Source organism: Streptacidiphilus sp. MAP5-3, assembly GCF_041262505.1.
GTDB lineage: Bacteria > Actinomycetota > Actinomycetes > Streptomycetales > Streptomycetaceae > Streptacidiphilus.
The window spans coordinates 46,661-59,777 of record NZ_JBGCCL010000002.1 but is presented as its reverse complement, the minus strand read 5'-3'; the positions used below and the strand labels follow the sequence as shown (position 1 = coordinate 59,777).

The window sequence follows — 13,117 nt, the reverse complement described above, 5'->3', positions numbered from 1 at the left end:
AACCCACACGAGCCCCCACGGCACACCCACCACCCACAGCACACGGGCAGGAGCACACATGACACTGGCATCCACCTCGACCACGGGCACCACCGGGTCGAGAGTTCTGCAACGCGACGTCGGCTTCTGGGGACTGATGTTCGTCTCCCTGGGCTCGATCATCGGCTCCGGCTGGCTGCTGGGCGCGCTGACCGCCGCGAGCATCGCCGGCCCCGCCTCGATCGTCTCCTGGGTCCTCGCGGCAGGAATGCTGCTCCTGCTCGCGCTGGTCCACGCCGAACTCGGCGCCGCCTACCCGATGGCGGGCGGCACGGCCCGCTACCCGCACTTCGCCTTCGGACCGCTCGCCGGCTTCACCGCGGGCTGGATGTCCTGGCTGCAGGCCGTCACGATCGCCCCCATCGAGGTCGAGGCGACCCTCTCCTACACCGCCCACCTCAGCTGGGTCAGCCGTAATGTGACGATCCTTCACTCCGACGGAACACTCACCACGTCGGGCATCGGCATCGCCAGCGTCTTCATGCTGCTGTTCACCCTGGTCAACATCGCGGGCGTCAGCCTGCTGGCCGACTCCAACACGGTCGCCATGCTGTGGAAGACCCTCGTCCCGCTCCTGACCGTGGTCGTCCTGCTGCTCTTGACCTTCCACGCCGGCAACTTCACCGCCGGCGGAGGCTTCGCCCCGTACGGCGCGCACGGCGTCTTCGCGGCCCTGCCCGCAGGAGTGGTCTTCGCCCTGCAAGGCTTCGAACAGGCCATCCAGATGGCGGGTGAGGCCCGCAACCCGCAGAAGGACATCTCCCGGGCCGTCATCGTCTCGACCGTGATCGGCACCATCATCTACCTCGCCCTCGAGGTCGCCTTCATCGGAGCCCTGGACCCGGGCCAACTCCTCCACGGCTGGGCCAGCCCGATCGGCGCCGGCGGTTTTGGCCCCTACGCCCAACTCGCCAGCGCGGCAGGCGCCGGATGGCTGGCCGTGACGCTCTACATCGACGCCGTGATCTCCCCGAGCGCCACCGGACTCGTCTACCTCGGAACCTCCTCCCGCATCTCCTACGCGATGGCCACCGACAAGGCACTGCCCAGGTCCCTCGGCCGGGTCAGCCTGCGCGGCGTGCCCTTGGTATCCGTCATCCTCGCCCTCGTGGTCGGCGAACTCGCCATCCTTCCGTTCCCGAGCTGGCAGTCGCTGGTGAGCCTGGTGAGCTCCGCCACCGTGATGATGTACGGATACGCACCCGTCGCCCTGCACGCCCTCCGGCTGCGGAACCCGGACCGCCCACGCCCCTATCAACTGCCCGCCTGGCGACTGCTCTGCCCGTCCGCCTTCGTCTGCGCGAACCTCATCATCTACTGGTCCGGCTTCCAGGCGGAGTGGAAGATCAACGCCAGTCTGCTCCTGGGACTCGCCGTGTTCGGCCTGACCCGGGCCCGGCTCCCCCGCCAGGAGCGCCCGGCACTCCGGTCGAGGTCCGCCCTGTGGGTATGGCCCTGGCTCACCGGGCTGACGCTCCTCGGCGCCATCGGCCGCTACGGCGGCACCAACCTGCTCCCCGACTGGTGGGACATGGTCGCCGTGACCGCCTTCAGCCTGGCCGTCTACTACGCAGCCCTGCGCCTGGTCCTCCCCGCCGAGGAGGTCGCCGCAGCGGTCACCGCCGACGACAGCCCGCGGGCGTAACACTTGTCCGCCCCAGGGGCCGGGCGGCGATCACAGGATCGCATCCGCTGCACGGAGCGCCCGAGCACCCGAGCACCCGCAACAACTCCGCGACCGGCACGCCACATTTCAAGTAACGGGCGATGCCGTTGCGCCCGAAGCCGCGCCAGGGATGGTGCGAGGTACGCGTGCGGGCCCCCAACCGATAGGGGGCCCGCAAGGTCTCCAGCTCAGCCTGCCGTTCACGCCCGGCGGAGTGCGGCGCGGCCCGCGAAGCGCGCCGAGTCGCCCAACTCCTCTTCGATCCGGATCAGTTGGTTGTACTTCGCCGTGCGGTCGGAGCGGGAGAGCGAACCGGTCTTGATCTGACCGCAGCCGGTCGCCACCGCCAGATCCGCGATGGTGGTGTCCTCCGTCTCGCCCGAGCGGTGCGACATGACCGCCGTCCAGCCCGCCTGGTGGGCCGTCGCCACCGCGGCCAGCGCCTCCGTCAGGGTGCCGATCTGATTGACCTTGACCAGCACCGAGTTGCCGACGCCGGTGCGGATGCCCTCGCGCAGCAGCGCCTCGTTGGTGCAGAACACGTCGTCGCCGGTGAGCTGACAGCGGTCGCCGACGCGTGCGGTCAGCTCGCGCCAGCCGTCCAGGTCGTTCTCCGCCATCGGGTCCTCGATGGAGACGACCGGGTAGGCGTCGATGAGCTCGGCCAGGTAGTCGGCGTGCTCGGATGGGGTGCGGCGCACCCCCTCGCCAGCGTAGTCGTACACGCCGTCGCGGAAGAACTCCGACGACGCCGGGTCCATGACCAGGCCGATGTCCGTGCCGGGGCGGTAACCGGTGCGCTCGATGGCGGTCATCACGAAGTCGAGCGCCTCCTCGGCGGTACGCAGCGCGGGCGCGAAACCACCCTCGTCACCGACGCCGGTGGAGTGCCCGGCGGCCAGCAGATCGCGGCGCAGCGTGTGGAAGACCTCGCTGCCCATGCGGACGGCTTCCGCGAAGGAGTCCGCGCCCACGGGCACGATCATGAACTCCTGGAAATCCAGCGGATTGTCGGCGTGGGCGCCGCCGTTGACGATGTTCATCATCGGCAGCGGCAGCAGGTGGGCGTCGGCGCCGCCGAGGTAGCGGTAGAGGGGCCGGCGATGGGCCGCAGCGGCCGCCTTGGCAGCGGCGAGGGAGACGCCGAGGATCGCGTTGGCGCCGAGCCGGGACTTCGTGGCGGTGCCGTCGAGGGCGACCAGCGCGGCGTCGAGACCCGCCTGGTCCGCCGCGTCCCGGTCGCGCACGGACGCCGCGATCTCCCCGTTGACGTGGGCCACCGCGCGGTCGACGCCCTTGCCGTGCCACCGCGCGGAGTCTCCGTCACGCAGTTCTACGGCTTCCCGGGCACCGGTGGAGGCGCCGGAGGGGACCGCCGCGCGCCCCAGCGACCCGTCCACGAGGACGACGTCGACCTCGACCGTGGGGTTGCCCCGGCTGTCGATAATCCGGCGGGCGGTGACGGTCTCGATGGTGGTGTCGACGGTTCCGACTGCCTCTGCGGACATGGGAGTTCCTTCCCGTTGTCGTGTGCCGTGGCCCGGCTGCGACAGCGCTGGCGCTGAGCCCGACAGCGCAAACACTACAGCAATGCTGCTCAGTTTTGCTGTACAGCATTGCTGTTCAGCACTGCTGCGCAGGTCAGGTGCACAGCTTTGCTGTCCAACGGGCTAAACTGCCCTATGCCCACCCCGGAAGCCGCCGCCATCGCCGCCGAACTGCGCACCGCGATGGGCAAGCTCACCCGACGCGTCAAACACGAGGACCGCATCCCGCTGGGCCAGGCCGCCGTGCTCGGTGCACTCGACCGCAACGGCGCCATGACCACCAGCGACCTCGCCGCCGATCAGCGCGTACGCCCCCAGTCCATGGCTCGGGCGGTGGGGCTGCTCATGGAGCAGAACCTGATCACGCGCCGGGCGCACCCCACGGACGGCCGCAAGTCACTGGTCGAGCTGTCGGACGCGGGCCGGACCGCGCTCGAAGCAGAGCGCGGCCGCAGGGCCGGCTGGCTCGCGCAGGCCATCGAGGCCGAACTCACGGATGAGGAGCGGGCGTTGCTGGCACGGAGCGCCGCCCTGCTGGAGCGTCTCGCCGCGCGCTAAAAGCCGATGCTCACCCGTAGAGCTGGTGGCAGTCGTCGGCCAGCTGCGGCGGCAGTCCGGCCTGGTCACACATCGCCCCCTGACCGGTCACGACGGGGCCCACCGGGTGCGGCCGGTGGTGACGGCGGGTGCGCGGATGCTCTGCCACGCCGACCGGCGTCGACGAATGCGGGGGCGTCGACACCGCTGCCGCAGCGGTCACGGCCGTGCTCGGCGTCGTCGGGTCGGGCCGATGGGACAGGACGCCCGGCGCGGCCCCGGGCGGCATCACCGGGCTTGACCTGGTCCCCGTCGACAACACCGACCGGGAGGTCCACCGTCCCGACGCCCCGGTCGGTCGGTCCGGGGTCGCGGCACTGCAGGCAGCCGTCGACGCGAGCGCGACAACGACGACTGCACCGGACCAGAGGCGCATCGGGGTCCTCCTCAGCGACGGGCGGGGTCCTGCTCAACGAGCATGACCGGCCCGAGTTGCTCTGCGAGCGCGGAGGAGTGGCCACACCTCCCCGGCCTCGGGTGAGGGATGCTTCACGCAAGCGTGACGGGGAGACATGGACACGCCATAGCGCGGCAAACGTCGACTCCTAGCCTGGTCACCACACCGCCGCGCTGACCGATCGTCAGCTTACGGTGGCCACGCTCCACTTACGTCCCAGGAGGACACAGCCGTGACGCATCGCCTCAGGACCCTGGTCGGCCTGCTCGCCGCACCGCTCCCGATCCTCGCTCTCGCCGCCACGCCCGCCATCGCCGCGAACACGCCCGTCGGCACCGCCGCGGTGCGCGGCGACGTACTGCCGGCGGTGAGCCACTCCCTGCGCACCGGCGCGATCGCGGCCGACCGCCGAATAGCCGTCCAGGTCAGCCTCGCACCCCGGGACCAGGCAGGGCTCGCCGCCTTCCTGAACCAGGTGTCCGACCCCAGGTCCGTCCAGTACAAGCACTACCTGACCGTCCACCAGTTCGCAGCCAGGTTCGGCGCCACCGCCCCGACCGTCGCGAAGGTCACCGCCTACCTCACCGCGCAGGGGCTGAAGGTCTCCGCGCCCACCGCCAACCACCTCACCCTCCAGGCGACCGGAACCGCCGCGCAGATCGAGAAGGCCTTCGGCACCCGGCTGGCCACCTTCCACGAGGCCCGCACCGGACGCGACTTCTTCGCCAACACCACCGCGCCGCAGCTCCCCGCCGCGATCGCCTCGGCGGTCACCGACATCTCGGGCCTGAACGACTACGCGAGGTTCGACTCCTACGCCGAACCGGCGTCCACGCCCCGGGCGCAGTCCCGCGCGGTCACCGGTCTCACCCCGGCCAAGGCCCGCAGCGCCTACAACCTCACCTCCGCCATCGGCGCAGGCTACAACGGCACCGGCTCGACCGTGGCGCTGCTGGAGTTCTCCGCCTTCAAGCAGGCCGACATCACCAAGTACGACAGCAACTTCGCACTCAAGCCCACCACACCGACCGTGGTGAACGTCAGCGGCGGCACCACCGACCTGTCCGGCGAGGTCGAGGACGAACTCGACATCGAGGTCGTTCAGGCCATCGCCCCCGGTAGCACGATCAAGGTCTACGAAGCTCCCAACAGCGACGCCGGCGAGGTCGCGGTCTACGCACAGCTCGTCAGTGACGACGTCCCGATCATCTCCACCAGTTGGGGCATCGACGAGGCCGACGAGACGCCCAGCAACCTCACCGCCGTCCACGCCGACCTCCAGGAGGCCGCCGCCCAGGGCCAGTCCGTCTACGCGGCCTCCGGTGACAACGGCTCCGACGACGCCGGGAACGGCGGCACCTCCGTCGACTTCCCGGCCAGCGACCCGTCCGTCACCGGAACCGGCGGAACCACCCTCAAGCTCAACTCCAGCGGCTCCTGGTCCGCGGAGACCGCATGGTCGGGCAGCGGCGGAGGCGTCTCCTCCGAGTTCGCCACACCCGGCTACCAGACGCCCGTCAACAGCGGCAGCCACCGCACGGTCCCGGACGTCGCCGCCGACGCCGACCCGAACAGCGGCTGGGCCGTGTACAGCCAGGGAAGCTGGGGCGAGGTCGGCGGCACCAGCGCGGCAGCCCCCAACTGGGCCGCCTTCACCGCCGTCTACGACAACGAGGCGAAGGTCAAGGGCAAGCCCGCCTTCGGGTTCGCCAACCCCACCATCTACACCCTGGCCCAGTCCACGAACTACGGCTCCGCCTTCCACGACATCACCACCGGCAGCAACGGCGCCTACAGCGCTCACGCGGGCTACGACCAGGTCACCGGCTGGGGCTCCTACAACGGCGCCGGGTTCCTCAGCGCCGAGCTCGGCTGAGGCACCGTCAACAACACGCCACGACAATGACCATGACGGCCCGGGGTCAACCGGGCCGTCATGCGTGGCTCAGCAGCTCAACGGCTGGACGAGCACGTCGTCGGCGGCGAAGCCCGGTGTGAGGTTGCCCGCCTGGACCCGGAGGCGGATCTGGGCCGGTGCCCCGGCTCCGGAGGTGAGGTGGGCGGTGGCGAGTTCGGTGGTGTCGACGTAGACGTCGTACGTGCCCGCGGCGGGGTGGAGGACCAGGGAGACGAGCAGCCAGACGCCGCTGGGGTAGGCGAAGGTGGAGTCGGTCCAGGTGCCGTTGTCGGTGTAGGCGGCGTTGCCGTCGGCGGCGAGGCTGAACTGGGCGACAGGGTTGCCGTTGGCGTCGAGGACGTGCAGGCCGAGCGGCGCGTCGGTCTGTCCCGCCCACAGCCGGGCGTCGACGCGAAGATCGCCGCTCGGGGAGGTGAAGGAGCGGGTGACCGTGGTGTCCGTGCTCTGGCCGGTGAGGAGCAGGGAACTGCCGTACTCCCCCGCCGCGGGGTCGGCGCCGACGAGGGCACCCGCAGCGGGGCCGGTGACCGTCCAACCGGTGGGCGCCGCCCCGGCCGTGTCGGTGTTGAAGGTGTCCGCGACGGGTGGCGTGCAGACGGCTCCGCCCTGGTAGGCGCCGATGTCGAGAGCTCCGCTTGTCGGCACCGGGTCGCCGAAGTAGTCGAGTCCGCTGTTGCCGCCGACCTGGACCCCGGCTGACAGTGCGGCCGACCCGGTGGACAGCTGGTAGCCGTAGGCGTCGGCCAGCTCACGGCTGTTGAACAGGGGCGCGCCGGTGACGGAGTTGGTCGCCCCGGAGGGGACGGGGACGTCGTAGAAGAGGTTGTGGTCGATGACCCAGGCGGGGTCGTTGAGGGTCCAGCCGACGGTTCCGGTGCTGCCGTGCCGGACGACCGCGTTGTCGGTGAACTTCACGTCCAGGATGGCGCTGGTGGACTCGGTGACGATCTGCTGGCTGATGCCGTTGGCGAGGTAGAGGGTGTTGCCGTAGATCTGACCGTTCTTCAGGGCGCCGTCGCAGACCTGGAAACCGCGGGCGGAGTCGTTGACGGAGATGTTGTCGCGGATGACGAAGTCGCTGGTCGGGGTGTTGTAGGGGCAGAGCAGGAAGAAGCCGCCCTGGTTGTCGTGGGAGAGGTTGTACTGGAAGACGACGCCGTCGGTGGAGTGGTCCACGTCGTAGGCCATGCCGTCGGAGGTGCTGTTCCCGCCGGAGGTGTCGTTGTACTGGAAGGTGGCGTCGACGCTGTTGGCCGTCCACATACCGGCGTTGGGTGAGCCGGAGCGTTCGTTGAAGCCGCTCAGGGTGTTGTGGTCGACGAGGGTGTTCTGGCCGGTCATGGGTGCGATGCCGTCGCCGCCGATGTCCCACAGCAGGTTGCCGCTTACGACGAGGTCCGTGAACGGGGTCCAGGCCGCCGTGCACAGCGTGCTCCAGAAGGCCGCGAGGCGGGAGCTCTGGCACCAGTTGGACCAGGTGTAGATGCCTTCGCGGTCCACGGTGTGGATGCGGTTGTCGAGGATCTGCAGTCCGGCGAACGCGGTGGGCGTCGTGCTGCCCTGGGCCTCCACGACGATGCCGCCCGAGGCACCTGCGTACTTGCCGGTGCCGTTGCCGGTGGTGGTCTTCGCGGGCAGGGCGCCGCGCACGTCGTGGATGTCGAGGTCCTGCAGGACGATCCCGGGCAGGATGCCGGCGTCGGCGGCGTAGACGTAGACGCCGCGGCGGGCGGTGGTGTTGTCTCCGGGCGCGGACAGGGACAGGTCGCGGACCTGGACGTAGGACTCGTCGGCGAGCAGCACGGCCTGGGCGGCGCCGTCGGCGTCGATCGCGGGCAGCGCTCCGCTGCCGTAGGCGTCGATCAGGATCGGAGCGGCGGCGGTGCCGGAGCCGTGCGGGGTGAGGCTGCCGGAGCAGGTGGTGCCGCGCGCGAGGAGGACGGAGTCGCCCGGCTGGAGCGTCAGCGCGTCCACATCGGCCAGGGCGTTGAAGGGAGCGGCCTGGGTGCCGGTGCCGTCGACGGTGGCAGAACAGTCGACGTAGTAGGCGGTTCCGGTGGTGGCTGCGGCCGATGCGGCTGCGGCAGGTAGGGCAGGGGCCAGGGGCAACAGGGAGATGACGGCGGCGAGCGCGGGCAGCGCCCACGGCCTCCGCTTGCGGCGGGGCGTGCGGGTCGGCGACAACACGGGTCCTCCTTCATGGCGGGTGGTGCTCCTTTCGGCCCTCAGCGCAACAGCGCTTCGGGAAGCATCGCGGTCATGCCGCCGTCCACGGCGAGACAGGCGCCGTTGACGAAGGACGACTCGGGTGAGGCGAGGAAGCCCACGGCGCGGGCGATCTCGGCGACGTCGGCGAAGCGGCCGAGCGGTGAGGCGCGCAGCATGGCCGCCGCCGTCTCCGGGTCGTCCCAGACATGCCGGTTGCGCTCGACCGGGACGAAGCCGGGCGCGACGGCGTTGCAGCGGACCCCGCGCGGCCCGAACTCCACCGCCGCGGCCCGCGTGAGCGCCAGCAGCCCGGCCTTGGCCGCGGCGTAGGCGGAGAAACCGGGTACCGCGCCGAAGGCGTGTGGCGACGCGATGTGGACGATCGCTCCGCCCTGTTCACGCGTCTGGCGCGCGAAGGCGGTGTCGAAGCGCCGGGCGGCGGTCAGCACGACGTGCAGCATTCGGTCCCACTCGGCCTCCGGCTGCTCGTCCAGAGGCGCGGGAGCACCGCCGAAGGCGGACTGGACGAGGATGTCCGCTCCCCCGCCGAGCCGCCGGGCTGCGGCGAAGGCGGCGTCGAGCGCGGCGGGGTCGGTGACGTCGCCCCGCACGACCGCAAGCGCGTTCGCCGTCTGCGTGGCCGCCGCGTCCGGCTCGGCGAGGTCCACGGCGACCACGGCGGCGCCCCGGGCGAGGAGCTCGGTGACGACCGCCGCACCGATGCCCCGGGCGCCGCCAGTGACGACGGCGGTCCGCCCGTGCAGGTCACGGGGCCTGGCGATGACGTCGGGCGGGGCAGTGCTGCCGGACGGGGCAGTGCTCTGCGTAGCGGTCATCCGAGGGCTCCGTCCAGTCGGGGCAGCGGCACCACTCGCCAGTGGCGGGCGACGAGGCCGAGGCCGAGGCCACTGCCGTGAGGGGGTGTCAGCCAGGGTCCGTGGGGTGGTTCTGCGGACGTCACGACCGCGTCGCGCCAGGGGGTCTCACCGAAGGCGAACTCGGTCTCGGTGTCCGGCCCGAGGGCGGCGGCCAGATGCAGGCCGGCGGCGGTGCCGACGGGTCCGGCGGGGTTGTGCAGGGAGACGCGCACCCCGGCTTGCGCTGCCTCCTCGGCCAGGCGGCGCGCGGCGGCGTAGCCGCCGCTGTGCTTGACGTCGGGCAGCAACCAGTCGAGGTGCCCGCTGCGCAGGGCGGTGCGGACCTGCGCCGGTTCGGTGGCGAACTCGCCGCCCGCCAGCGGAGCGATGCAGGCTGCGTGGACCGCCGCGAGTCCGGCCGCGTCGTCCAGGGGGACGGCGTCCTCCAGCCAGCGCAGGTCGAGCGCGCTCAGTTCGCGAGCTGCGGCCAGCACCTCCTCGACGCCGAGCAGCAGGTGCGCGTCGACCATCAGGGCGGTCCCGGGACGCAGCGCGCGCCGGGTGGCGCGAGCACGGGCGAGCCCCTCGCGCAGCCGGTGCGCGGGGGGCAGTCCGTCGAAGGGTGCGCACTTGACGGCCCGGTAGCCGGCCGCCTCGGCTGCGGCGGCGACCTCGGCGAACTCCTCGGGGGTGCGCGTGCGGAGGGCGCGGTTGATGTTGGCGTAGCGGTGCACCGGACGCGCCGCGGCAGCGCCGAGGGCCTGCCACAGTGGCACGTCCGCCTGACGGGCGCGCAGGTCCGTCAGCGCCTGTTCCAATGCGCCGTGCACGGTGTGGCGGGCGAGCGGCGGGGTGGACGTGTCCGCGCGCAGCCGCGCCAGGACCTCCTGCGGCGGGAGACCGGCACGCAGTAGCGCGGCGGCCAGGGCCCAGGCCCGGCGGGCGCCGGGACCGGCGTCCGAGGACTCGCCAAGTCCGGTGCGGCCCCCGGTGTCGGCGAGCGCGGCCACCCACCAGGTGGTGCGTGCGGAGACCCGCGTCTGGTGCAGTTCGAGGCGAAGCGGCCCGCTCACGCGTGCGTCACCAGCTTCTCCGCTCCTTGCTCGAAGCCATGCCCGAAGCCTTGCTCGAAGCCGAGCGGGTCGCTGAAGTAGGCGTCGAGGAACGGCGCCGCGCTGGACAGCACGAGGGCGTGCGGGCCCAGAGCTGAGGGGACGAGCCGCGCTGCCGCCTCGGCTCCGAGCTGGCTGCGCCGCACCAGTTCGCGTCGGACGTCCGGCAGGTACTCGGGCGTCTGCAGCGGTCCTCCGGCCAGGACCACCAGTTCCGGGTTGACCAGGTCGAGCACGAGGGCGGCGGCCCGGCCGACGTGCCGGGCGCGGCGCCGCAGGAGCGTGCCCGCGGCCCGGTCTCCCTGCTGGGCGCGACGCACCAGGTCCTCGAAGGCGTCGTGTTCGCTCGCGGCACCGGAGGCGCGGGCGAGCGCCAGCACCGCCTCGTCGGTGGCGACGGCGTGCAGGCAGTCGTACCTGCCGCAGCCGCAGCGCACTCCGCGCGCGCCTGCCACCGGCAGGTGGGTGAGCGTTCCGGCCGCCGAGCGCGGACCGCCGTGGATGCTCCGGTCCAGCACCAGAGCGCTGCCGATGACGTTGCCGATGAACAGCTCCACCATGCTGCGCGCGTTCGTCGCCGCGCCGTACCAGGACTCGGCCAGGGCCATCGCCCGCACAGTCCCCTCCAAGCGCAGCGGCCGGCCCAGGGCGGTGGCGAGCAGGCTGCGGAGCGGGACGTCGTACCAGCCGAGCGGCTGGTGTTCGACGACGATGCCGTGTTCGGTGTCCACCCAGCCGCCGATGCCGACGCCGACACCGAGTATCCGGCGGCCCCGGCCCAGCTCCTCGACCAGCTCGGCCACGGCGTCGGCCGCCTGGGTGACCAACTCGCCCGGCTGGAAGGAGTGGTGAGGGTGCGCCGCCTGGCCGAGCACGACGCCGCGCGGATCCACCAGCCCCACCGTGGTACGCAGCAGACCGATGTGGATGCCGACGACGGCACTGCGCGCCGGGGGGAGGTCCAGCGGGATGCGGGGTCGCCCGGTCTCCTCCGGGCCGCGCACGCCGGGCAGTTCGTGCAGCAGCCCGGCCGAGGTCAGTCGGGCGGTCAGCCTGGTGACGGTCCCGGCGGAAAGGCCGGTGAGCTCGGCGATCCTGGCACGCGGCTGGGGACCGTGCGCCAGCACCGTCCGCATGATCGCGGCGACGTTGCGGCGGCCGACGTCTGCGGGCTGTGCCACCGTGGAGGTCCACGAGGTGGGATCGGCCGTCCCGGACCGCTCGATCATGGTTTCTTCCCTGCCGTTCTCGGGTCGTGGTCGCGGACTCTCAGGGTCGTCAGGATCCCAGGGTCGCCCGGGCCGCTGCGGCCTGGGCGGCGGCCCCCGCCGCCTCCGCCTCGTCGGCCGCCTGCTCCAAGCCCGTTCCGGTCGTGGCGAAGAAGGGGAAGGCCAGCAGCACGGCAGCGCAGACGAGGTAGGCGAGCGAGAACAGCGCCACCGCGTGCAGGCTCCAGGCGCTGATGACCGTCGGGCCGAAGCCCGCGGTGACGGCGATGGCGAGCCTGCCCGCCGCCTGGGTGAAGCCGGTGCCGACCCCGCGCAACGCGGTCGGGAAGAGCTCCGCGGACCAGATCCATGCCAGCGTGCCCGGCCCGATCCAGGTGAAGAAGGTGAAGGCGAGCCAGCTCACGAAGACCACGGTCCGGTTTCCGGTGCCTCCCCAGGCGAGGACCTGGGTCACGGCGAGGGCGGCCAGCGCGGTGGCCACGCCGAACCAGCGGCGGTCGACCCGGTCGACCAGGAACGCACCGAGCCCGACCGCGCCGAGACCGACCAGGAAGCCGTAGAGCGTGAACTGCATGGCCTGACTCGCGTCCAGGCCCGCGGCGGTCAGGAAGAGCGGACCGGCGATGGTGCTGACCCCGCCGCCGAGGCCGTTCGCCGCGAAGAACAGCGCGAAGGCGAGCGTGCGGGTGCGGTACTTGGCGCCGAACAGACCTCGGTAGCCGCGCAGCCCAGCGGCGGAGTCGGGACGGGCGGGGCGCTCCAGGCCGAGTCGGGCGAAGACGGCGTCCGCCTCAACGTGCCGGCCCTGGGCCTGAAGCCAGCGCGGCGACTCGGGGAGCAACTGCCGACCGGCCAGCACCAGCAGGGCGGGTATGGCCGCCAGACCGAAGAGCCAGCGCCAGGCGTCCGGGTTCCCCTTCAGCGCGATGGCGACGAGCGCCGAGGTGATCGCACCGAGCAGCCACATCGCGTTCGGCAGCGAACCCGCGAGCCGTCCGCGCCGCCGCGCGGGCGCGACCTCGGCGAGGAAGGACGAGCTGGTCGGGATGTCCATGCCGACGCCGACGCCGATCAGGAAGCGCGCGGCGACCAGCTCCGGCACGTTGGTGACGAAAGCCGAGGCCAGGGCGAAGACCACGAAGAGCAGGAGATTGATCACGAAGATGGCGCGGCGGCCGAAACGGTCCGTCAGATCACCGAAGACGAGTGCGCCGAGGGCCGCGCCGACGAAGCTGGCCGCGCCGAGCACCCCCTTGTCGACGGGCGTCAGGCCGAAGGCCGGGCTCAGGAAGATCAGAGCGGTGCTCATCACCAGCAGGTCGTAGCCGTCGACGAACTCGCCGAAGGCGACCAGCGGCGGCGCGAGTCTACGCACGGTCCGGGCGGAGACCCGGGAGGTGGGAACGGCGGCGGAGGACATGACGGCTCCAGGCAGGCGGAGTGGAGGTGCTTAGTTTCACCCCGAAAGTTAGAGGCCGTGGACGGCGCGGAACAAGACTGGCGACGCGTCAGAACCGTTTCGGGGCCAGGTTTCACGGGGCGCAACA

At 71.8% G+C, this 13,117-nt stretch carries 10 protein-coding genes; 3 read left to right on the top strand and 7 right to left on the bottom strand.

Annotated elements, in window-relative coordinates; genetic code table 11:
* Window positions 1-58: 58 nt before the first annotated feature.
* Complete coding sequence (locus ABH928_RS03940; RefSeq protein ID WP_370062024.1) at window positions 59-1,684, top strand: APC family permease; 1,626 nt, start codon at window positions 59-61, stop codon at window positions 1,682-1,684.
* Between the two features lie 221 nt (window positions 1,685-1,905).
* Here the strand turns inward: ABH928_RS03940 and eno are convergent, their stop codons facing one another.
* Complete coding sequence (gene eno / locus ABH928_RS03935) at window positions 1,906-3,213, bottom strand: phosphopyruvate hydratase (protein ID WP_370062022.1); 1,308 nt, start codon at window positions 3,211-3,213, stop codon at window positions 1,906-1,908.
* A 174-nt stretch (window positions 3,214-3,387) separates the two neighbouring features.
* Here eno and ABH928_RS03930 point away from each other — a divergent pair, with 174 nt between their 5' ends.
* Window positions 3,388-3,810, top strand: a complete 423-nt coding sequence (locus ABH928_RS03930; RefSeq protein ID WP_370062020.1) for a MarR family winged helix-turn-helix transcriptional regulator — start codon at window positions 3,388-3,390, stop codon at window positions 3,808-3,810.
* Between the two features lie 10 nt (window positions 3,811-3,820).
* Here the strand turns inward: ABH928_RS03930 and ABH928_RS03925 are convergent, their stop codons facing one another.
* Window positions 3,821-3,958, bottom strand: coding sequence for a hypothetical protein (locus tag ABH928_RS03925; RefSeq protein WP_370062018.1), 138 nt, complete (start codon window positions 3,956-3,958; stop codon window positions 3,821-3,823).
* Window positions 3,959-4,478: 520 nt separating this feature from the next.
* On the opposite strand from ABH928_RS03925, the gene ABH928_RS03920 reads away from it, so the two are divergent.
* Window positions 4,479-6,122: a protease pro-enzyme activation domain-containing protein gene (locus ABH928_RS03920; protein ID WP_370062016.1), complete on the top strand. Its 1,644-nt coding sequence runs from the start codon at window positions 4,479-4,481 to the stop codon at window positions 6,120-6,122.
* Between the two features lie 69 nt (window positions 6,123-6,191).
* Here ABH928_RS03920 and ABH928_RS03915 read toward each other — a convergent pair whose 3' ends face one another.
* Genes ABH928_RS03915 through ABH928_RS03895 form a run of 5 tightly spaced genes read right to left on the bottom strand, consistent with a single transcriptional unit; the run spans window position 6,192 to window position 12,990 of the window.
* Entirely contained in the window at window positions 6,192-8,351 is a 2,160-nt protein-coding gene (locus tag ABH928_RS03915) for a hypothetical protein (RefSeq protein WP_370062014.1), read from the bottom strand.
* A 38-nt stretch (window positions 8,352-8,389) separates the two neighbouring features.
* Window positions 8,390-9,208 carry an SDR family NAD(P)-dependent oxidoreductase gene (locus ABH928_RS03910; protein ID WP_370062012.1) on the bottom strand — a complete coding sequence of 273 codons (819 nt, stop codon included), beginning with the start codon at window positions 9,206-9,208 and terminating at the stop codon, window positions 8,390-8,392.
* The gene (locus ABH928_RS03905) at window positions 9,205-10,302 is read right to left on the bottom strand and encodes an enolase C-terminal domain-like protein (protein WP_370062010.1); all 1,098 of its coding nucleotides are present in this window, start codon (window positions 10,300-10,302) and stop codon (window positions 9,205-9,207) included. The genes ABH928_RS03910 and ABH928_RS03905 overlap by 4 nt, the downstream gene beginning before the upstream one ends.
* Window positions 10,299-11,570 carry an ROK family transcriptional regulator gene (locus ABH928_RS03900; protein WP_370062008.1) on the bottom strand — a complete coding sequence of 424 codons (1,272 nt, stop codon included), beginning with the start codon at window positions 11,568-11,570 and terminating at the stop codon, window positions 10,299-10,301. Before ABH928_RS03900 ends, ABH928_RS03905 begins: the two co-directional genes overlap by 4 nt.
* 49 nt (window positions 11,571-11,619) lie before the next feature.
* On the bottom strand, window positions 11,620-12,990 hold the full coding sequence (locus ABH928_RS03895; protein WP_370062006.1) for an MFS transporter: 1,371 nt from the start codon (window positions 12,988-12,990) through the stop codon (window positions 11,620-11,622).
* Window positions 12,991-13,117 lie beyond the last annotated feature (127 nt).

Excerpts from the sequence above, each read along its gene's own strand:
- ABH928_RS03900 (WP_370062008.1), bottom strand. The coding sequence starts at position 11,570 with ATGATCGAGCGGTCCGGGACGGCCGATCCCACCTCGTGGACCTCCACG.
- ABH928_RS03940 (WP_370062024.1), top strand. The coding sequence starts at position 59 with ATGACACTGGCATCCACCTCGACCACGGGCACCACCGGGTCGAGAGTT.
- ABH928_RS03930 (WP_370062020.1), top strand. The coding sequence starts at position 3,388 with ATGCCCACCCCGGAAGCCGCCGCCATCGCCGCCGAACTGCGCACCGCG.
- ABH928_RS03895 (WP_370062006.1), bottom strand. The coding sequence starts at position 12,990 with ATGTCCTCCGCCGCCGTTCCCACCTCCCGGGTCTCCGCCCGGACCGTG.
- ABH928_RS03910 (WP_370062012.1), bottom strand. The coding sequence starts at position 9,208 with ATGACCGCTACGCAGAGCACTGCCCCGTCCGGCAGCACTGCCCCGCCC.
- eno (WP_370062022.1), bottom strand. The coding sequence starts at position 3,213 with ATGTCCGCAGAGGCAGTCGGAACCGTCGACACCACCATCGAGACCGTC.